At 55.3% G+C, this 21,029-nt stretch carries 14 protein-coding genes and 1 pseudogene; 4 read left to right on the top strand and 11 right to left on the bottom strand.

The features are described 5' to 3' along the window. Positions 1-485 precede the first annotated feature (485 nt). The 3 genes from HQN87_RS26320 to HQN87_RS26310 form a co-directional block, all read right to left on the bottom strand. Positions 486-3,017 carry a transglutaminase domain-containing protein gene (locus HQN87_RS26320; RefSeq protein ID WP_173139361.1) on the bottom strand — a complete coding sequence of 844 codons (2,532 nt, stop codon included), beginning with the start codon at positions 3,015-3,017 and terminating at the stop codon, positions 486-488. Then, a complete protein-coding gene (locus tag HQN87_RS26315) occupies positions 2,986-4,353 on the bottom strand; it encodes a DUF58 domain-containing protein (protein WP_173139359.1) in 1,368 nt (455 codons plus the stop codon). Before HQN87_RS26315 ends, HQN87_RS26320 begins: the two co-directional genes overlap by 32 nt. A 248-nt stretch (positions 4,354-4,601) precedes the next feature. Next, complete coding sequence (locus HQN87_RS26310) at positions 4,602-6,029, bottom strand: polysaccharide deacetylase family protein (RefSeq protein ID WP_173139357.1); 1,428 nt, start codon at positions 6,027-6,029, stop codon at positions 4,602-4,604. A 109-nt stretch (positions 6,030-6,138) separates the two neighbouring features. Here HQN87_RS26310 and HQN87_RS26305 point away from each other — a divergent pair, with 109 nt between their 5' ends. Continuing rightward, the gene (locus tag HQN87_RS26305) at positions 6,139-6,819 is read left to right on the top strand and encodes a DedA family protein (RefSeq protein ID WP_173139348.1); all 681 of its coding nucleotides are present in this window, start codon (positions 6,139-6,141) and stop codon (positions 6,817-6,819) included. Positions 6,820-6,830: 11 nt separating this feature from the next. Here the strand turns inward: HQN87_RS26305 and HQN87_RS26300 are convergent, their stop codons facing one another. Continuing rightward, a complete protein-coding gene (locus HQN87_RS26300) occupies positions 6,831-8,111 on the bottom strand; it encodes an MFS transporter (RefSeq protein WP_173139346.1) in 1,281 nt (426 codons plus the stop codon). Between the two features lie 133 nt (positions 8,112-8,244). Here HQN87_RS26300 and HQN87_RS26295 point away from each other — a divergent pair, with 133 nt between their 5' ends. Continuing rightward, positions 8,245-9,207 carry a helix-turn-helix transcriptional regulator gene (locus HQN87_RS26295; RefSeq protein ID WP_173139344.1) on the top strand — a complete coding sequence of 321 codons (963 nt, stop codon included), beginning with the start codon at positions 8,245-8,247 and terminating at the stop codon, positions 9,205-9,207. A 68-nt stretch (positions 9,208-9,275) separates the two neighbouring features. On the opposite strand, the gene HQN87_RS26290 is transcribed toward HQN87_RS26295, so the two are convergent. The 4 genes from HQN87_RS26290 to bcp form a co-directional block, all read right to left on the bottom strand. Further along, a complete protein-coding gene (locus tag HQN87_RS26290; RefSeq protein ID WP_173139342.1) occupies positions 9,276-10,802 on the bottom strand; it encodes a DHA2 family efflux MFS transporter permease subunit in 1,527 nt (508 codons plus the stop codon). Continuing rightward, positions 10,799-11,251 carry a MarR family winged helix-turn-helix transcriptional regulator gene (locus HQN87_RS26285; protein WP_173139340.1) on the bottom strand — a complete coding sequence of 151 codons (453 nt, stop codon included), beginning with the start codon at positions 11,249-11,251 and terminating at the stop codon, positions 10,799-10,801. The genes HQN87_RS26290 and HQN87_RS26285 overlap by 4 nt, the downstream gene beginning before the upstream one ends. Positions 11,252-11,713: 462 nt before the next feature. Next, on the bottom strand, positions 11,714-15,994 hold the full coding sequence (locus HQN87_RS26280; protein WP_367272812.1) for an acyl-CoA dehydratase activase-related protein: 4,281 nt from the start codon (positions 15,992-15,994) through the stop codon (positions 11,714-11,716). Between the two features lie 125 nt (positions 15,995-16,119). Beyond that, positions 16,120-16,581: a thioredoxin-dependent thiol peroxidase gene (gene bcp, locus HQN87_RS26275; protein ID WP_173139336.1), complete on the bottom strand. Its 462-nt coding sequence runs from the start codon at positions 16,579-16,581 to the stop codon at positions 16,120-16,122. 102 nt (positions 16,582-16,683) lie between these two features. Between bcp and HQN87_RS26270 the strand changes: the two genes are divergently transcribed. Then, on the top strand, positions 16,684-17,748 hold the full coding sequence (locus HQN87_RS26270) for an LCP family protein (RefSeq protein ID WP_173139334.1): 1,065 nt from the start codon (positions 16,684-16,686) through the stop codon (positions 17,746-17,748). A gap of 104 nt (positions 17,749-17,852) precedes the next feature. Further along, a complete protein-coding gene (locus HQN87_RS26265; RefSeq protein WP_173139332.1) occupies positions 17,853-19,172 on the top strand; it encodes a glutamate-1-semialdehyde 2,1-aminomutase in 1,320 nt (439 codons plus the stop codon). A 74-nt stretch (positions 19,173-19,246) separates the two neighbouring features. On the opposite strand, the gene HQN87_RS26260 is transcribed toward HQN87_RS26265, so the two are convergent. The 3 genes and pseudogenes from HQN87_RS26260 to def form a co-directional block, all read right to left on the bottom strand. Continuing rightward, complete coding sequence (locus HQN87_RS26260) at positions 19,247-19,720, bottom strand: hypothetical protein (RefSeq protein ID WP_173139330.1); 474 nt, start codon at positions 19,718-19,720, stop codon at positions 19,247-19,249. Positions 19,721-19,834: 114 nt separating this feature from the next. Further along, positions 19,835-20,107: pseudogene (locus HQN87_RS33260) on the bottom strand (transposase); the annotation flags it as partial. A 328-nt stretch (positions 20,108-20,435) separates the two neighbouring features. Then, a complete protein-coding gene (gene def, locus HQN87_RS26250; RefSeq protein ID WP_173139414.1) occupies positions 20,436-20,999 on the bottom strand; it encodes a peptide deformylase in 564 nt (187 codons plus the stop codon). Between the last annotated feature and the right edge of the window lie 30 nt (positions 21,000-21,029).

Genomic DNA, 21,029 nt, shown 5'->3' with positions numbered 1-21,029 from the left:
TAGGAAATAGTTGGATAAACAACACTTACTCAGTGCGGTTTCTGATATATCGTAAGGGTACGATGGATTTAAGTGGACTTATTCCAACTGCTTTCCTACAACACTCCATTGGGGAAGAATTAAGTGTGGTTTATCCATCTGTTTCCCTCACACAACTCGCACTACTTGCCGGTTCGTACGTAATTTGCGCTTCGGTATGGACTGGAAAGTGGAATGCAACATGGACTGGAGAAGAATGTTAATAAGAACAAATCGTCGCTGTAACTTTTGCAGACCATACAGTTTGTAAGCCCCCCCGTTCTCTATTCACCTAACTCTGGCAGTATCCGGTGAATTCAGGTGTGCTACTGCTCCTTATTGGCTCATTTCGCACGCATCCGCTGAATTCAGGTGTACTAACGCTCCTTATTACTCTCCTTTATCTAGTGTTGAACAGAGAAAAGCAAAGACGCCCGCTGCAATGGCAGTGAACGCCTTTTATCTGATTATGCCAGGTGGAAGGTGATCGTTAAGCACCTGGCAATGAATGCTGCTTCGTCGAGGGCACCCGAGTCCTTGGCGAGACCAGGAGCGCCGGCGCATGGCGGCGGGTGTATGCTGGCGCGCACTACTGGAACTGCCCCAGGGCGCGGCGACGGGACTGCGCCGATGCTGGGCGAGACTGCGCCGGTACTTGGCAGCGGCAGGACTACGCCAAGGCGCGGCGGCGAGACACCGCCGCCATGCAGCCCCCGCGCGCGCTCCGCTGGCCCGCCCGCGCGTCCGCTATACGCCAGGGTTTCCCACTGGCGTACAAAATCCCGGACGGCGCTGCGCAGCCGCCCGTCCTCGATCACCAGGGAGTCTGCGTACTCCCTGGCGGTAACCCCGGGCAGCGGCGGCCCATAGCGCGCCGCCAGCCCGTGCCAGGCCAGAGCGGCGGCGCGCAGCTGCCGCTCACGGCCAAGCCTGCCGGCGCGGCGCACCGCCGGCAGCAGGGCCAGGCTGCGCCGCCAGCGGATAGCGGCAGCCAGCAGCAGCGCCGCGGCAGCCAGCGGCGTCCGGGCCGGGCCGCCCCCCTGCGGCGGGGCGGCGATCAGAGCGTCCGCGAGCTGCGCAGCGGACAAGCGGCCCCCCGGCGGCGCGGAAGCAGCCGCCGGGTTCGCCGCCGCGCCTGAAGCAGCGGCGGCAGGCCCGGAGGCCGGCGTGGGATCGAAGGGGACCCAGCCGGCGCCGGGGAAATAGACCTCGACCCAGGCGTGGGCATCGCCATCGGTCACGCTGTAGCGCCGGGGCATCGAACCTGGCACGGGAGTTCCCGGACCGTAGCCCTGGACGTACCGGGCCGGAATGCCGCTGCTGCGCAGCAGGACCGTCATCGCAGTGGCAAAATGCACACAGTAGCCCCGCCGTGTACCGAAAAGGAAATCGTCAGTGAAATCGGCACCGGACGGCGGCACCCGGGTCTTCAGCGAATAGGTATAGCCGCTCTGCAGATACTCCGCTACGGCAGCAGCCGCATCATAACGGCTGCGCGCGGCGGCGGTGAGGTCTCCGGCCAGGGCCTTAACCCTGGACGGCAAGGCCGCAGGAAGCTGTAGATACTGGCTGCTGACCGCTTCAGGGTCACGCCCCTCCAGCTTCCGCAACACCTCCCGGTCGCTTTCAGGCAGAACAGATTTTACGGTGTACTCCGTTACCCGAGCGGACCCGTACGTTTCCGGCAGCCGGAAGCTAAGCTTCTCCGGGTTAGCGAGCACATAGCCCAGCTGGCTCCCGTCCTCCAGCCGGATGTTCTGTACATCCACAACACTGCCAGCACTGAACAGAGGAAGTCCGCCGGACGAAGGCAAAGCGAACTGAATCCGCTGAATCAAGGTCTGCGCTTCATCTGAGGCGGCACCTGCCAGAGCAGGCACTGCCTCAGGAAGGCGAATCAAGTTAAGCGGTGTATAAGCGGCTCCGCTCCTGATCCAGCGGCGGCCGTCATAATACGCCATACTCTCCCCCCGCCAATAATAGGGGCGGGTTGCCGTGACCGTAAAGACCTCCTCCCTGCCAGGAGACAGCGGTATGCCCAGTTCCCTGTCTTCTGTACTGTAGCCGGTGCTGCCCGTCTGAGAACCCGCAGCATCCTCCGGCCTCTGTGCTTCAGCCCAATGCTCCAGCTTATTCAGAACCGGCTGTAGCGTAACCGGGGCAGCCGGGCGCGCACCCAGCCCTTGCCCGGCGACCCAGGCCGCCAGCATCACCGTTACAGCTGCACCGAAGGCCAACATGCCCCAGCGGCCGTAAGGAAGAGCAAGGCTTCCTGTCTGCTCTTGTAGATGGAGTAATCTGCTTAATACCCGCAGCCACAGGAACAGCCCTACGAAGACCAGCACATCACCGGATGTATTGACCGCATAGCCCATGTCCAGCATTAGCAGATACAACAGGGTAACCCCTGCGAATAAGGATAAGCTTCCCCTATACAGCGCGAGCTGCTGGACCGATGAGACCAAGAGACCCCAGCCCAGCACCAGGATCAGCAGCCTGCTGTCCTCGCTTAATGCGGAGATCCTCGCCGACAGAAGGAGGAGAGCATCCTTCCCCAGCACGGATACATAGGCCTTCAGCCAGCCGCTCTCTCCGCTTGCCGCGCAGAGAGTATACCAGGTCATGAAGATCAGCAGGAACTGGCCGCCTGCCTGCACAAGCCGGGGCAGCTGAATACACCCCCATGCCAGGAGTGCCGCAGCCGAGAGCATCAGAATTCGCAGAAGCTGCGTATGCTCCGTGGTCACAGCCAGTTTGTAGAGCGGCAGCAGCCACAGGACAAAGATTCCCATAATGGCCAAAGAGAACAGGCCGCGATAGTGCAGGGGGCTGCTCTCCCTTGAACCGGCGAAGCTGTTCTCTGTAGGATCTGACTTCTGCAGCCCTTCCGCTGCAAACACAATGGTTCCATGACGCCGCTGTCCGCTGCCGGAGGAGACCTGCGGACTGCCGCCATCCGGCATGACTTTAGTGGGACGAAGGTGTATCCGGAAGCCCATAATTCTCCGCCCCCTTATACCCTTGTGCAGGAGCAGCGGAGTTCAGACAATGAATACGGGCGCCGAGCCGCATCAGGCTCCCGGCAATCGTACCCGGTGAGGGTTGTCTGCTCCCGGAAGCTGCGGGATCACCCGGCCCGGACTCCGTCATTCCTCCCGGGGTCTGTCTGGTACTGCGGGACATCTCCGGTAACGTTCCTGCCGCTCCCGCCGGACTCCTCACAGGATTACCGCTGGTCTGGCTGCCTGGAGAAGGCTGATCCCAGACATAATACAGCTCCACCCGCACTCCCTGAACCAGGAAGCGGGCCATGGTTCTCGCTGACTCTTCCTCCAGCCGCCCGGTAATAACAGATACCGTCATACCGGGAATCCAGCTCTTCGATGCATCCTCCAGCAGCCTGCTGAGACTCTGTGAACCGGAGGGGGCAATCTCTGTGAGCAGATCCCGGACCCTGCCGGGAAGCTGGCCCAGCCCTTCATGTCTGGCCATTCCTTCAGGCCAGCCGCCGCTGAAGAGCTGGATGTAGCTGCTGGAGCGCTCGGCAGAGAGCAGCATACCCATTGCAGCCGATACCGCCTGTTCGAAGGCAGGGATCACCGCAGCACGCTGGCTGCGCGGCACATATGCACCAAATGGCACATCATAGTCCTCCGGACTGCTCGCCAGCACGATACAGTTCATCTGCCCCGCTTCACGTTCCGGTACTCGGCTCTGCAGGGTTCCCTTACGGGCGCTGCTCTTCCAGTGAATCCGGCTGAACGGGTCACCCGGCGTATAATCGCGGATATCTGCCGCTTGCGGACTGCTGTGCTTCCCCCGTGCGGGGAGTACACGGTCACCCGGAATCAAGCCGTTATCCGGCACCGTGCCGCCCATATATAGCGCCTTCGGCAGCACCTTGAAGATCTGCTTGCCGTCCGGCTGGCAGCTGCCTGTGAACAATCCGGGCAGATCCCCCCACGCTACATTGCAGCCATGGAGCTGATGAACACCTCTGGGTACAGACAGCAATTCATAGGAATAGCTGAAGGAACGGCGGAAGCCGGGAAACACCAGCTCCTGATGGCTGCCTCCGCTCCAGTAATCGGTAATGATCATCCAGGGAAGCGGTATTCTGGAGGCAAAAGTGAGCTTCACCTCAACCACCGCAGCATCCCCGGCTGACAGCCGGTCAGGAGAAATTGTACGTTGCACGTTCACCCTCCGGGGACCGTAGAGCTGCATTAGCAGGCCGCCGCACATTATAATTCCCCCGGCCGTCAGCAGCAGCAGAAGTGATTCTCCCCCGCGCCACAGATACAGCCCTCCGGTGGCTGTCATCAGGAGCAGCATTCGCCCCCATTCTTTTACGGCACGATGGATACGTCTCCGGGGAAATACCGCGGTTTTCGGTTTCCTGTAATTGTTCTGGTCTGAATACTCTAGTGACTTCGAATCTATCAATGATGAAGACAAGGAGGACACCCTTCCTATGGTCATAGACTAGCTCACTGGCGATACGCCTTCCAAGGAGCCTGTTGCTATCTATTCTTCCCATGAAAAAGGATGCCCAGACATTGAAGTGGCCGCTTTTTGCCTGCTTATGCTGCCTTAACTCTGCGTTCCTCTGCACTCACAACAGATTCTGCACCCGGATGTCCTGCCGCCTCAAGCAATGTGCGCAGAGGTACCCAGAGGGACTCCCCAAGGAGCTGCACCTGTGCCGCCTGGTACTCTGCCGTGCCGTCCAGCCGGAGAATTCCAATCTCCTGTGTCTCTGAGTTGAGCGTCACGCTGCGGCCATTCCAGATTACCGTTCCGCTGCGGGTAGCCGCATTCCAGCCCACCTGTCCGCCCAGGCGTTCAACGGTAGCGCGGAGGGGAACATAGTATTGCCCGTCCTGAACGCGGTACTCTCCGGGCTTAAGCTTGGTCTCCATTCTGCCGATCTCAAGCGCAAGAGCTGTGCCGGGAGCAAACAATTGCGCATTCGGAACAATATTTGCCGATATCCAGTCTTGAGACGGCTTCCCCCGCTTCAGAGCGGCTGCCTTAGAGGACACTCTGAACTGTACCGGATCGCTCTGGGCCCCAAGAATGCCGAACGTATAACCGGCGGCCTTGTAGCGTTCAATAATGGCAGGCAGCGCTTCGGCACTTTGCCCATGGCCCGATCCGTCATGCAGCAGCAGCACCACGCTGGAGGAGGTCAGGTCGGCAACCGAAGCCTGTAGAATCTCCGCAGCCGGTACTCCGCGTCGGCGGGAATCCCCGCTGTCCACCGTCCAGTCGATAACCTCATAGCCTGCCTGCTTCAGCAGAGTGAAGTAAGTATTGTCGAAATGGCCAAAGGTACCTCCAGGAGCACGGACCAGCTGCGGACGGACTCCTGTGATCTCCCGTACCGTTTCCTCCGTTTGTTTGATTTGACGCCAAAATTCCGTGAACCCGCTATATAAATCATGATAATTATGGTTATAGGTATGGTTGCCGATGGCATGTCCCTGCTCCCAGATTGCGTTGATCAGCTCCGGACGGCCTGCGGCCTGGTCACCCAGCACGAAGAAGGTAGCCTTGACTCCCTGCTCCCGCAATATGTTAAGCACCTTGGGAGTAACTGCACTTGGCCCGTCGTCAAAGGTTAAATAGACCACCCGCTTGTCCTTGCGGTGTCCGGCTTCAGGAGCAATTTTCCCGGCAGCTGCGGATATTTGTTGAGCGGAGGAAGCCTGATGATCTGCGCCTTGCACATCAGCTGAGCTGCCGGAGATACGTGAGCGCCGTGCCTCTGCCCCCTTAATCTTGACGGGCGCAGAGGGCAAATCTTGCACCGGGACTGCCGGAGGATTATTCTTAGAGAGTAGAGGTAACGCACGGCCTGCTTCTGCCTGCCGGGAGAACGTACTGCTCGAAGCAGGGGAATCCCCTTTTTCTCCATAGGCTGACACACCCAGACACAATAGTACTGCAATAACAAGCAACCCGCGGATGATCAAGCGGCGGAACGGATTTTCCCGGCATTCCTTCATCTTCTCTACCTCCAGCATTCTATTGGCGCTTTTCGCGTCATTTGGTAGATTGTATGAAGACAAGCTTCAGATTAGAATTGGCGCGCAGCCTTTGGAGAGTGAAGAATCTATGGACATGCTGAAATGGATACAGGAATTGTTTGCAAGCTATGGATATAGCGTATTGTTCTTCGGGCTTTTGCTCGAATTTATTGCCCTGCCTTTTCCCGGGGAGACTACAATGGCCTTCGCCGGATTCCTGTCCTACACAGGGAGGCTCGATTTCTTCACGCTGGTGATCGTAGCCTTCATAGGGACCACAGTGGGGATGACGATTACTTATTTCATCGGACTCAAGGCAGGACTGCCTTTTATCCAGCGGTACGGCAAATGGTTCATGTTCTCTCCGGCCAAGCTGGAAAAAACTCAGCGCTGGTTCGAGAAATACGGCAGTGTGCTGATCTCCATCGGTTACTTCATTCCCGGCGTGCGCCATTTCACCGGCTACTTTGCCGGGATCATCGCCCTGCCCTTCCGCAAATTCGCAATATACGCCTATAGCGGCGCCTTATTCTGGGTAGTCTTATTCCTCGGAATCGGCAAAATCTTCGGCCCGCAGTGGATGGGCATCTTCCACCTGATCGAATCCTACGCCCTTTGGATCGCTCTCGGTGTCTTGGCCATTGCCGCCGCGATTGTCATATACCGTTACCGGAACGCCATTCGTCTCCGCCTGCTGCGCCGCAAGCCGGTGGCTGTGCTGGAGACAAAGGTGGAAGTTAAGGTCAAGGAGACCTCCAAAACCCGCTGATTCTTTTCAGCTCATTCAGGCCGGGACTCCTTGTTCCGCTTATTCCATTGGCTGCGAAGCAGGTAATACCCGCCCAGCAACAGCGCAATCGCAGCAAAACCCGCCCCACCCGCGAATCCCAGCATTCTGGGCTCCACAACATCAAGCAGCCATCCTGCCCCAAACATGGACAGACCCAGCAAGGTTCCGCTTACTGCCGCCAGCAGGCCGAATACGGCCGGCTGCAGCGCAGGCGGCGTCTCCCTCATCACCAGCGTATCCAGACAGGCATTGCCGGTCCCACCGGCCAAAGATAACAGAATGTACAGCATAAATGCTGTAGCGAAATGACCGCTGCCACTAATCATCATGAGCAGAATGCCCTCAAGCAGCAGACCGCCCAGTGCTACCGCTAAGAGCCTTTTGCGGAATAAACGTTCGGCAAAGACACTCAGGCTGAGTCCGATGCCAAGCGCTGCATAGAACGCCCCCACCCCGCTGTCTCCCGCATGAAATATCTGCACCGCATATACGCTGATCAGCACATTATCCCAGCCATTGATCACCGGCACCAGCAATTCATAACAGAGCACAACCTGTAGTGCCAGACTGCCTCCAAGAACTGTGCGCAGCGCCCGCCGCCGTGTGCTTTGGACAGACAAACCCAAGGTAGGGTTTCCGCCTTCAGTATGTAGTGCAGACTCCCGGTCTCTGTCTCCGTCAAGGGCCTGCTCGGGATATTGAATCCCCCTTATCAGCAGTCCTGCCGCCAGGAACGACACAGCATTCATAACAAAGGCCATGTCCGGACCGAAATACAGCGAGACCATCCCTCCGGCGAAGGCGCCAAGAATCAGCACGCAGCCGTTCAAAAGCTGTTCCAGGCCGTTGATCCGCAGCAATTCCTCCGGCGCTGCCAGCAGCGGGATGGATGATTTGCGCACCGGACTATAGATAGCTTCACCCGCTGCCATCACAAAGCTGCCGGCATACACCAGCCAGAGCATATGCTCCCCGTCGACCCAGAGCAACGACAAGGCTACCGGTACACGCAGGAAATCCACAGCCATCATGATCGTTGTGCGCGGCAGTCTGCCAGCCAGCAACCCTCCAAGCGGTGCCATGAACAGATAAGGAAGCACCCGCACGCCAAGCGATATTCCTACAGCCATTCCCGACCCGGTCAACTGAAGCACCAGGGCCAGCATGGCAATACTGCTGAAACGGTCGCCGATACCATTGATTAACCCGGCTGCAAACAGCCTTCGATAGCCTTTATTGGGTCCCGCCAGTAATCCTGCATTTGTGCTCATAACATTAGCCCCTCATTAAATTATATAAATATCTAATTAGATAATAGTATAATATACTACTGAGAGCAATGCTTTATTTCAAACAATTTGCTAAGCTTAGACTATCAACCTGAAAGAAAGCTGGTGCAAGTCTGTGAAAATAGACCGTCTCCTCTCCATAGTCATTCTGCTGCTGAACCGGCCGCTGATTCAGGCCAAGGAGCTGGCCGATATGTTCGAGGTGTCTGTACGCACGATCTACCGCGATGTAGACAGCATTAATACGGCAGGTATTCCCGTGGTCACCTATCAGGGGGCCGGGGGTGGTATCGGCCTCATGGAAGGCTACCGGCTGGACCGTAATGTTCTGTCGGAGCGTGAGCTGGCCGATATCTTCGGCGCGCTGCAAAGTGTCTCCTCCTATGTCGGCGAGGGCCACCACCTGTTATTGGAGAAAATCAGCAGTGTAATCCCCCCTTCCAAGCTAGCGGCCTTCCGCAGTAAGACCACCCAGATGATCGTCGATATCTCCCCATGGGGGCAGATGGGGCCTCTGGAGGAGCGTCTTAGCCTGCTAAAAGAAGCGCTGGAGGAGGAAGTTGTTGTTACCTTTGAATACATTTCATCTGAAGGACGGGTCAGCCAGCGCACCATTGAGCCTTATACGCTGGTCCTCAAAGGGCAATCCTGGTACTTATACGGCTTCTGCACAGACCGCCGGGATTTCCGGCTCTTCAAGTTGCTGCGGATGAAGGCGCTGGTGAAGGAGCAGCAGCACTACACCCGTCAGGATCTTCCGCTTAAGGAGCTGCCCTGGACTGACGGCTGGACTGAACCGCAGAATCTGCAGGCGATTACGCTGCGTTTTGCACCGGAGGGCAGACATCTTGCCGAAGAGTATTTCGACTCCGAGGAGCTTCACCCGGAGGATAACGGAGGGTACACTCTTACGGTCCGCTATGCCGAGAATGACTGGCTGCTGGGCTTCCTGCTAAGCTTCGGGCCCGTCCTTGAGGTTCTTGCTCCGGAACATATCCGCCGCAGACTGGGAGAACTGGCGAGGGACGTTGCTGCTAAATATGCGTTCAGTCTCCCGCAGCCAGATAGCCCGCGCTGAACATAACAAAAAGACGATCCGGCAACCGTTACGGTTTATGCGGATCGTCTTTTTTAACAATCATATGGTTAAGCTCTTTGCGATTTCACCAGGTTAGGCTGCGGTTCTGCGGCCTCTTCCGTCTTCAGGAAATCCGGCTGCGGCGAGGTCTTGCGGATGAACAACGCCAGCACCAGGGCAAGAACCGTCACCCAGGTAGCTACGGTGAACGCATGTGTAATCCCGTTAATCGTGGCTTCCTGTGTAAGCTTGATCATCGCTGTCTTATCGGTCTTCGATACCGCCCCGCTTACCAGTGCATCGGTAATGTTGCTCTTTGTACGGTTGGTCATCAGACTGACGAACAGGGCCATTCCCAGTGCGCCGCCGACGGTCCGCAGGGTGTTGGACATTGCTGTACCATGGGAAGCCAGACGCTGCGGTAATTGGTTCAGACCAGCCGTTACGATTGGCATCATCAGCATGGACATCCCGAACATTCGCGCCGTATAGGTCAGGATCAGATGGGTGTACGTTGTAGTGCTGCTGATCTGGCTGAATTCCCAGGTGGTAATGGCGGTAATGGCAAGCCCGATAACCGCCAGCCATCTGGCGCCGATTTTATCGAATATAATCCCGGTGATCGGTGACATAATTCCCATCAGAATTGCGCCAGGAAGCAGCATCAGCCCGGATTCCATCGGTGTGAAGCCGCGGATGGTCTGCAGATAGATCGGCAGCAGGATCATCCCTGCATACATAGCCATAGTGACGATAATATTAATGACAGTAGTCAGTGAATACATGTTGTAACGGAAAATGCGGAATTCAAGCAGCGGCTTATCCGCTGTAAGCTCCCGCCATACGAACAGTCCCAGGGAGACAATACCCAGGATCAGACAGAGAACCACGGTTGTACTGCCCCAGCCGTCCGTTCCGGCATCACTGAAGCCGTAGAGCAAGCCGCCGAAGCCCAGGGTCGATAAGATTACACCCGGCTTATCCAGCTTCGGAGAGGTCAGCTTGCCTACGTTCTGCATGGTCTTCATGCCAAGAAGCATCGAGAAGATCGCCAGCGGAAGCACAATGTAGAACAGCACGCGCCAGGAATAGTTCTGCACGACCCAACCGGACAAGGTAGGTCCGACTGCCGGAGCAAAAATCATCGCAACCGCCATAAGTCCCATCGCCTTGCCGCGTTCTTCAATCGGGAAGATACGCAGGAACACAATGTTCATCAGCGGCATCAGAATCCCGGCACCTACAGCCTGAATCACTCTGCCTACCATAATCATCTCAAAGCCTGTGCCGATGGCACATACCAGTGTACCTATCGAAAATAACATCATTGCGGTTGTAAACAGCTGGCGGGTCGTAAATTTCTCCACCAGATAAGCGCTGATCGGCACCAGCACACCGTTAACCAGCATGAAGCCTGTCGTCAGCCATTGGGCCGTATTGGCGAGGATATTCAGATCCTCCATCATTTTGGGCAGCGCCACATTCATTAGTGTCTGATTCAATAACGCCACGAAGGCGCCGATCAGGAGCGCAGCGATAATCGGACCTCTGCGGAACGTCTTGGACGCTGCATTATCAGCAGTAATTGTACTCATAGCTTCTTGTTGTCTCTCCCTTGTTCTAGAATTCGGATAATTTCACCGTGCAGCCGCAGCAGTTCCCCGGCATCTTCTGCAGATATATTAGCCAGCGGCTGCAGATATCTGCGCAGCGATTGTTTGCTTAACTCGCGGATTTCCTTGCCCTTCTCTGTCATTGCCAGCTTGAATATACGTCTGTCGCTCTGCGAGCGTTCTCTGGTAATCAGTCCCGCCTTCACCATCCGGTCGACCACTCCGCTTGCCGCGCTGTTGCCCAGATGCAGCAGGTCTGCAAGCTCCGTGATCCCGATATCGGGATGTGCCGACAGCTTGCGCAATACCATCAGCTGGGTGGACGTTATCTTCAGCTCTTCCGCGTCCTTCCACAACAGCTGCTGGAAATTATGGTTGATGCAGCGGAAAGAGGACAGAATATCATCCAACTGCTTTTCTTTTTCCTCCAACCCTCATCCCTCCAAGTAGTATATTACACAATAATACTTCGCATACGAACTATTTTACTATCTACCTATTTATTCGTCAATGACGTTTTGCAGAAAATTTCTGAAAACAAGACTATAGAAAGAGGAAATGTCGAGGTAAACCTGCGAAGGTACTGCTTTCTACTATAAGCAAGTGGATAATTGTAGTCTAATTTGTCTATATGCGAGGGCTGAACTGAAGCAAGTGGAGAAACAGCATCTATTTATGTCCATTATCGCTACTATGGGTGAAAGGGCCGAATTTAAGTGTTGTTTATCCACTTGCTGGTCTAGGAGTGTTCAAACGTGAACCAGCAGTTGGGAAAAATCCACCTGTTATCATTCCCGATCCCGCGTGAGCTTGTCCCTATCCTAAGAAAAAAAGCGGGCCGGAGATTCATCCGGTCCGCTCTATGTATAGGCAGGGCTTCACCCTGCCTGTTCTTATACTCCGCAGCCTACGGTGCCTGCTAACGTGGGCGCCAGCTGCGCAGCCTCGTCCGCTGACGGCTGCTTACCGCCCGCAATGCCGCTGGCAATCGACATCATCAGCTTGATGCGGTTCGCCTGGTTGACGACGCTGACTCCGGCATCATAATCAATGGCGACTATATTTGCTCCCGGGTACAGCTCCTTCAGTCCTTTGATCATCCCGCGTCCGGTAATATGGTTCGGCAGGCAGGCGAACGGCTGAATGCAGGCAATATTATTCACGCCGTTATCCAGGAGATCCATCATTTCCGCCGTCAGGAACCAGCCTTCGCCCATCTGGTTACCGACAGACACAAGCCGGCTGGCCTTCTCCGCCAGGCCGTATATATTCTCCCGGCCTTTGGACAGTCCGGCCTGCTCCAGCGCCACCTTGACCGGCTTACGGTAGATCTCCAGATAAGAGATCAGCATGGGATTAATATATCCCAGCCGTTTGCTTTTGCCGAATTGCTCGGCCTTGTAGATCGGATTGTAGACACAATAGAATATGAAGTCCAGGAAATCAGGCATGACGGCCTCTCCGCCCTCTGCCTCGATCATGTCGATGATACGGTTATTGGCATCCGGGTGGAATTTGATCAGAATCTCCCCGACAATGCCCACCCTGGGCTTAACCGCCGGGAGGACCGCCAGCCGGGAGAACTCTGCAACAATCTCACGGGTCAGCCGCTTATACTCCCGGAACGAGAAGTTCGACAGGCTGTTCTTGCAGCGTTCCATCCCCTGGCGGAATAAGGCCTCTGCACTTCCCGGGACATCCTCATACGGTCTGAAGCGGTGCAGCAGGCGCATCATCAGATCACCGTAACAGGCGGCAGCGATCAGGCGGTTCGCCAGCTTCAGGCTGATGCGGAAACCGGGCTGGTTCTCCATGCCGGAGGCATTCAGGGAAATCACCGGAATCTGCCCCAGATTCGAATCCTTCAGCGCCTTGCGCAGCAGGGAGATATAATTGGTTGCCCGGCAGCCGCCGCCGGTCTGTGACATGATTACAGCGGTCCGGTCAGGATCATAATCCCCGCTTTTCAGTGCCGACAGCATCTGCCCGATCGTTACAATCGCCGGATAACACGCATCATTATTGACGTACCGGAGGCCCTCCTCCGTCTCCTGCGGGCCGGTTGATTCCAGAATCTTGAGGCGATACCCCGCATCGCGGAAGACCCGTTCGAACAGCTCGAAATGAATAGGCGACATCTGTGGAGCCAGAATGGTATAGGTATCCTTCATTTCCTTCGTGAACGGCACGTTCACTTGTGTCTTGTAGAGCAGCTGCGGCTTCACTTCGCCCTTCTCACGCTCACGCATCGCTGCCTGCAAGGAACGCAGGCGAATCCGCGCGGCTCCCAGATTGCTGATCTCATCTATTTTGATCAAGGTATAGACCTTGTTGTGGCGTTCCATAATCTCCTGGACGGCATCGCAGGTAATCGCATCAATCCCGCAGCCGAAGGAGGTGAGCTGGACCAGCTCCAGGTCGTCTCTTCCTGCTGTCAGCCGGGCGGCACGGTACATCCGTGCATGGTAGGTCCACTGGTTTACTACCCCAACGTCGCCTTCACTGCGGTCCAGATGGCAGATCGAATCCTCGGTCAGCACCGCAAGCCCCATACCGGTGATCATCTCGGCAATGCCGTGGTTAATCTCCGGGTCTGCATGATAGGGATGCCCGCACAGCAGAATGCCCTTCGTCCCTGTCTCCGAGAGGAAGACAAGTGTCTCTTCGCCCTTAGTGCGCACATCGTTCTTCGCCTGATCGGCTTCCGCCAGTCCGGCCTGGACAGCAGCAGCAATCTCTTCCTTGGGCACCTCCGCAAATGTTCTTGCCAGCACCCGGGTCAACGCCGGGATATCATCGAAGGTCAGGAACGGGCTGACCAGGGGAACCCCCTGCTCCTTCAAGCCGTCCATGTTATTGCGGATCACCTCTGGATAGGAAGCCACTACCGGACAATTGAAATGATTCTGGGCCGCATCATCTTCCTTCTTCTCATAGACGACTGCCGGATAAAAAATGAAGTCCACGCCTTGGCCAATCAGACTCTGCACATGCCCGTGAGCCATCTTCGCCGGATAGCAGATCGACTCCGAAGGAATCGTATCCATGCCGCTCTCATACAGCTTCTTGCTGGACTTCGGAGACAGCACCGTCCGGTAGCGCAGTGAGGTGAAGAAGGTGTGCCAGAACGGGTAATTCTCGAACATATTCATGGTCCGCGGAATTCCAACCGTCCCCCGCATTGCCGCCGCTTCAGGCAATCCTTCATAAGCGAAGAATCTTTCATATTTATATTGCATCAAATTCGGCAGTGTGTTCTTCTCTTTTTTGCCGCCCGCCCCGCGTTCACAGCGGTTACCCGTCACATGGAAGCTCTTGTCCGGGAAGCGGCTGATCGTCAGCGCACAGTTGTTGGCGCAGCGGCTGCAGCGGCCGGGGGCAACCGAATACTGGAAGGCATCCAGCTCCTCCGGTCCCAGAATAGAGCTGACACCTTGGGCCTTAGCCTGTTCTCTGGCCATCAGGGCACAGCCATACGCGCCCATCACACCGGCGATATCGGGTCTTACCACCGTTCTTCCGGTCAGCAGCTCAAAAGCCCGCAGGACAGCTTCATTGTAGAAGGTGCCGCCCTGGACTATGATATTCCGGCCCAAATCCTCGGGATTACGGATCTTGATGACCTTCTGCAGCGCATTCTTAATCACAGAATAGGCGAGTCCGGCCGAGAGATCGGCCAGCGATGCCCCTTCCTTCTGGACCTGCTTCACCTTGGAATTCATGAACACGGTACAGCGTGAACCGAGATTCACCGGCTTCGCGGATTCGAGTGCCGCTGCGGCGAACTCCTCGATGCCAAGCTCCAGCGCAGAAGCGAAGCTCTCCAGGAAGGACCCGCAGCCTGCCGAGCAGGCTTCGTTGAGCATCAGGCTGTCGATGGCTCCTCCGCGGATCTTGATGCACTTCATATCCTGGCCGCCGATATCGAGGATAAAGTCGACCTCGGGCATGAATTTGGACGCCGCCTTGTAATGGGCTACGGTCTCCACTTCTCCGCCGTCCATCCGCAGTGCGGCCTTGACTAACCCCTCACCATAACCGGTAGCGTAAGCTCCCGCGATATAGCAGCCGGAAGGAAGCAGCCGGTAAATCTCCTTCAGCGCCTCCGTAACCGATTGCAGCGGGTTGCCTTTATTACTCCCGTAGAAGGTATGCAGAATCTCATCCGCCGCTCCGGTAACCACCAGCTTGGTCGTGGTAGACCCGGCATCAATGCCGAGATAGACAGGTCCCTTGTGGGCAGACAGCTCCGATCGGGGTGCCTTGGCGTTACCATGGCGGAGTCTGAACCGGGCCAGATCCTCCGGTGTTCCGAACAGCGGCGCCAGCTCGGCATCCTCCGCACGGTCCTGCGAGAAGTCCACGGCTGTAATCCGTGTGATCCAGTCAGGCAGCGGCAGGAATACAGGCTCAGACTGCGCAAGCGCTGAACCGATGGCAACGAAATATTGCGAGTGCTCCGGGAACAGCACATCGTCTTCCTTAAGACCCAGAGTCTCCGTGAACCGGTCACGGAGGGCAGACAAGAAGGTCAGCGGTCCGCCCAGCAGAGCCACCCGGCCGCGAATCGGCCGTCCGCAGGCCAGGCCGCTGATCGTCTGGTTCACAATGCTCTGGAAGATCGAAGCCGCCACATCCTCGCGCCTTGCCCCTTCATTCAGCAGCGGCTGCACATCGCTTTTGGCAAACACCCCGCAGCGCGAAGCGATCGGATAGATCCGCTCATGCTTCACTGCAAGCTCATTGAGCCCGCCGGGATCGGTCTGCAGCAGCGAGGCCATCTGATCAATGAAGGCTCCGGTGCCGCCAGCGCAGGCGGTGTTCATCCGCTGCTCAATACCGCCGCTAAGATAGATTATTTTGGCATCTTCCCCGCCCAGCTCAATGGCAGTATCACACTGCGGAATCCGTTCGCTGATCGCCCGGGTACAGGCAATAACCTCCTGGACAAACGGAATCCCCCCGAGCTTGGATAAGGACAACCCGGAGGAACCGCTTACTGTGAGTGAGGCTTCACTATCGGGGAACCGCTGCTGTACAGCCGACAGGAGGGCGATCGCCGCTTTTTTGATATCGCTGAAATGACGTACATAATCCTGATGAATAATTGTATTCCGTTCCATAACAACCAATTTGGCCGTAGTTGATCCGACGTCAAGCCCAATACGCAGTATCTTCATGCCATCCCCCATACCTTGCTCCAAATTTGAAGTAATATGAGGCAACTATATCACGAGAGAGCCTGGCTAAAGCTGTTAAAAAAGTAATAGACAAATACAATTAATTCCCAGCATACTAATTATTTCACGATTTGTTCCAATGCGGTCTCCACATGGCCCTTCACCCTGACCTTTCTCCACTCCGCTCTCAGAATTCCTTCTTCATCAATCAGAAAAGTGGAGCGCACGATTCCCATAAATTCCTTGCCGTAGAGCTTCTTCTGCTGCCATACTCCGAACAGTTCACTTACCTTATGCTCCTCATCGGACAATAGCGGAAAAGGCAACTGGTGCTTCGTAATAAATTTTCCGTGTGAGGCCAGATTATCGGAGCTGATGCCAAGGACAACCGCCCCGCTCGCGGCAAGGGTATCATGGGCATCCCGGAAATCGCAGGCTTCCTGCGTGCAGGCGGGCGTCATGTTTTTGGGATAGAAATAGAGCAGCACTTTCTTGCCAAGGTACTGGCTTAAGCGGATCTCTTCCCCTGTGGAAGCCGGAAGTGTGAAATCTGGAACCTTTTGACCAATAGTGATATTCATGTATTGTTCACTCCTCATAGGTAGGGATCATAATTCGGAAATTGCGTGTCTTCCCAAAAGAAATTATAATGTAGACAATGTGAATCGGAAAGGACGAACGAAATGCCGCCAAGAAAGAACCGGCACGCAAAAGCCGGCAAGTCAAAGAAAAAACCGCTGCTCTGGACGCTGGCAATCATCCTCCTTCTAATTATCGGAGGTCTGGTCTATTATTTCACCTCCATCTACAATCAGCTCGACAACATGCATAAGACGGGTGAAGATTCTCCGTGGGCAAATGTACCGACAGCCTCGGCAGAAGCGGTTCCACCTCCCCAATGGGAAGGCACAGAGCCTGTGAATATCCTGCTGATGGGTGTGGATGCACGCGGCGTGAAGAAGGGCGAGGTTCCGCGCTCGGATACGATGCTGGTAGCCTCACTTGATCCGGTGAAGAAGAAATTCTATGTATTCTCCATTCTCCGCGATACTTTTGTTCCTATACCTGACCACGGTTCACAGCGGATCAATGCCGCCATTACCTATGGACCCAATACGGCGATGCAGACGGTCAGCGACCTGCTCGGCATCCCGATTCAATATTACGTCTATACCGATTTCCAGGGCTTCATGAAGCTGGTGGATGCCGTGGGCGGTGTTGACTATGAGGTCGAGAAGGACATGCGTTATACCACCAAGGCTGACGGGCCTGAGTTCGATATTAATCTCAAAAAAGGCTTCCAGCACCTGGACGGCAAAATGGCGCTGCAGTATGTGCGCTTCCGCCATGATGCCACCTCCGACTTCACCCGGACGGAACGCCAGCGCGGGTTCCTCAAGGCTGTGGCGGATAAGGTAATCAGCACCACTTCCATTGTTAAGCTGCCGACTATCCTCTCCGAGGTTACGCCTTATATTGATACCAATATTGTCGTAAGCGATATGTTGAAGCTGGGAGCCTTAGGCTACGACAGCTCTATGGGCGGCAGTGCGCAAATCCCGCCAATGCACCTGATCAGAGAAAAGACGACCAAGGATGGCTCCCAGGTCATCGGCTTCAGCAGTGAGAGAGATCTGAAGGCGTTCGTGCAGGATACCCTCACTGCACCGGACCCGACTCCGACTCCAGCTCCTGATGCAGAGGCTTCGCCGGGCAGCAGTCCTTCCGCTACACCAGGAAGTAAATAGAATACCATATAACCATGCTTGGCACACGGGGCGGGCGGACAGCGGGAATTAGCCGCCTGTTCGCCCTTTCCCTTGCGCGGAAGCAGAGGAAAGGAACATTAACTATGAACCGCAGTACATCAGAACATTTATACGAGGAAGCTCTGCAGCATATCGTCGGAGGTGTCAATAGCCCCTCCCGTTCCTTCAAAGCCGTGGGCGGAGGCGCCCCCGTCTTCATGAAGCGCGCCGGAGGCTCACGCTTCTGGGACGAGGACGGCAATGAATATATAGATTATCTGGCCGCCTATGGCCCGATCATTACCGGACATGCCCACCCGCATATCACCGCCGCTATTACCGAGGCTGCACAGAACGGACTGCTCTATGGAACACCGACACAGCTTGAAATCAAGCTGGCCAGAATGCTGAAGGAAGCTATTCCCTCAATGGACAAGGTGCGCTTCGTCAACTCCGGTACAGAAGCCGTAATGACTACAATCCGTGTGGCCCGCGCCTACACGAAGCGCAGCAAGATCATCAAGTTCGCCGGCTGCTACCACGGCCATTCTGACCTTGTGCTTGTAGCCGCAGGTTCAGGACCATCGACGCTGGGTATCCCGGACAGCGCAGGCGTTCCGGCGAGCATCGCCCAGGAAGTCATCACTGTTCCCTTCAATGATCTGGATGCCTTGCGTGAAGCGCTGGAGACATGGGGCAAGGATGTGGCCGCCGTTATGGTCGAACCGATTGTCGGCAACTTCGGCATGGTCATGCCGCATCCGGGCTTCCTGGAAGGCCTGTGCAGGCTGACGCATGAGAACGGCTCCCTTGTCATTTATGATGAGGTCATTACCGCCTTCCGTTTCCATTACGGCTCCACCCAGACCTATGCAGGTCTTGCGGGCCACGAGGATATCATTCCCGATCTGACGGCCCTGGGCAAAATCATCGGCGGCGGGCTGCCGATCGGCGCCTATGGCGGACGTAAGCATGTCATGGAGCAGGTTGCTCCGCTCGGTCCGGCTTATCAGGCCGGTACCATGGCCGGTAACCCTGCCTCCATCTCGGCAGGGATTGCCTGTCTTGAGGTACTGAGCGCAGACGGCGTCTATGACGAGATGGAGCGGCTGGCGATCCGCCTGACCGAAGGGCTGAAGGCATCCGCTGGCCGTCACGGCATTCCGCTCACCATCAACCGGATTCGCGGCGCATTCTCTACGCATTTCTGCAGCCATCAGATTACCAACTATGAGGAGGCCCAGGATACCGATGGTGAGCTGTTCGCCAGCTTCTTCCGGCATATGCTGAACCGCGGCATTAACCTGGCGCCTTCCAAATATGAGGCCTGGTTCCTGACCACCGCCCACACGGACGCTGACATCGACATTACACTGGAGGCGGCTGAAGCTTCATTTGCGGCAATGGCTGCGGAGCAGCAATAAGCAGGAAGTAATAGCAACGCATCAAGTAAACATATAATGACCCCCTTCTAAGCGGAAGGGGGTCATTTCTGATTTTAATCCATAAATTGCATAGCGTGTATCGGCATACCTTTGGTGACTTCACCTGTCGCTGTGTTGATTTCTAATGGTTCTACCTTAACCTTCCATCCATTTTCGCTTTTAAAAACTTTAAATGGGAGTGGTGGTGACTGTTCATAGCTTTGTCCTGCATACTTTTGAACTACATAAAGTTGAACTTCACTACTGCTGATCTGCTGGCTTTCCACAATTTCATATCCTGTAGTAGGATTTGTTTTAAAATCTTTTATATACCCTTCTTCACGACTTTTCTCATCCAGATAGTTTGTATCTTTTGAATAAAACATCATTCCCTCTGCATCCTTAGCGATGTAAGCATCAAAATAGCTAGTTGCGGCATCCATTGGAGTTTGAGCAACACCCTTTTCTGCCATTGTAGTGGATGCCGCTACAATGGAACCAGCAACAACTCCAGCCAGTAAAAGCGATACTATCTTTTTCCTCTTCACGAATTAAAGCTCCTTTTAAGGTTATATTTTCTAAGTTGATCTCACCTCGGTATTATACCAATTTTTACTCATTTTGTAATACTATAGTTACAGATTCCTTCAAGTTTCTTATGGATTAAGCGGGCGAAAGTCGGGTCGCTGCTGTCCGGTTAGCCACATAAAGGGAATTTTCTCCCGCACCGCTTTGGCGATTTGGCGAGACGAATAGATTCGCTGAATGTAAGCGTAGATAATGACTTTGGTGAGCATTTTTGGGGTGGTAGCTGTCACGCCGCCGCCGGGATAGGCAGCGTCAAAGATGGAGTCTTCCAAGTCAATTGTGGGTCCATGGACTATTGAATGTACAAAAGAAACCTCTCCTTTGAAATGGTTGGGTGGTAACTCCATTTTACCAAAGGACGGTTTCTTTTTGTGATTTTAGAAAGATGTGAAGAAGCTGTTCCCGCTTAAACAGCGGAGAGAACGGAACGACCCGCGGAAAAGCGAATGCGGTCGCCTTTGTCCCCGGATTTTCACCGCTAAAGGGAATCAATAAAATTTGGGGACAACAGCGACCCAAACAACGGTCCGTTCGCGGAGCGTCCACCCATGTGTCCACGTTGATGCTACTACAAAAATAAAGTGCTGTCCCAAGCAGCCATTTCATGGCTTATGGGACAGCCTCTTTGTACTTTTACATTAGAAATTGATCAGCTCCGAATACCCATCCCCGCCGCTACTGCCCCTTCTGCTCATACAGGCTGCGGATCTCCACATCCTGCGGAAGCTTGAACGGGTTCTGCTGATTGATCCGGTCGTAGAACATCATCCCGTCCAGATGGTCCATCTCATGCTGGATGATGATCGCCTGATAACCCTTGAACTTCTGGGTAATGACCTGGCCGTTCAGATCGAAGCCCCGTACCTTCACCGACTCATAACGCGGTACAAACCCATGCACCGGCCGGTCCACGGACAGGCAGCCCTCGCTCTCCGGCAGATAGACCATCGCCATAGAGTGGCTGATGATCTTGGGATTCACCCAGGTGTACTCCACATTTTTACCATTATCATCCTTCAGATACATGACAAACATCCGCTTCGACAATCCGATCTGATTCGCGGATAAGCCTACCCCGGAACGCAGCTTATACTTGGCGGACATCTCTGCATCCTGGCTGTTCTTCAGGAACTGCATCATGCTCTGCAGCGCTCCGCGGTCCTCCTCTTGCAGCGGCACCGGCACGGGTTCCGTGACAGCACGGAGTACAGGGTCGCCTTCACGCACGATATCATCCATCGTGATGATATATTCAGCATTATACTTTGT

The sequence above is a fragment of the Paenibacillus tritici genome (genome assembly GCF_013204885.1).
In the GTDB taxonomy this organism is placed as follows: domain Bacteria; phylum Bacillota; class Bacilli; order Paenibacillales; family Paenibacillaceae; genus Paenibacillus_AQ; species Paenibacillus_AQ tritici.
The sequence above is the reverse complement of the archived record's forward strand: the minus strand, read 5'-3'. Positions and strand labels throughout refer to the sequence as shown.

Coding starts and splice junctions, on each gene's coding strand:
- HQN87_RS26320 (WP_173139361.1), bottom strand. CDS start 3,017: ATGGGCTTCCGGATACACCTTCGTCCCACTAAAGTCATGCCGGATGGC.
- HQN87_RS26315 (WP_173139359.1), bottom strand. CDS start 4,353: ATGCTGCTCCTGATGACAGCCACCGGAGGGCTGTATCTGTGGCGCGGG.
- HQN87_RS26310 (WP_173139357.1), bottom strand. CDS start 6,029: ATGAAGGAATGCCGGGAAAATCCGTTCCGCCGCTTGATCATCCGCGGG.
- HQN87_RS26305 (WP_173139348.1), top strand. CDS start 6,139: ATGGACATGCTGAAATGGATACAGGAATTGTTTGCAAGCTATGGATAT.
- HQN87_RS26300 (WP_173139346.1), bottom strand. CDS start 8,111: ATGAGCACAAATGCAGGATTACTGGCGGGACCCAATAAAGGCTATCGA.
- HQN87_RS26290 (WP_173139342.1), bottom strand. CDS start 10,802: ATGAGTACAATTACTGCTGATAATGCAGCGTCCAAGACGTTCCGCAGA.
- bcp (WP_173139336.1), bottom strand. CDS start 16,581: ATGAATATCACTATTGGTCAAAAGGTTCCAGATTTCACACTTCCGGCT.
- HQN87_RS26270 (WP_173139334.1), top strand. CDS start 16,684: ATGCCGCCAAGAAAGAACCGGCACGCAAAAGCCGGCAAGTCAAAGAAA.
- HQN87_RS26265 (WP_173139332.1), top strand. CDS start 17,853: ATGAACCGCAGTACATCAGAACATTTATACGAGGAAGCTCTGCAGCAT.
- def (WP_173139414.1), bottom strand. CDS start 20,999: ATGGATGATATCGTGCGTGAAGGCGACCCTGTACTCCGTGCTGTCACG.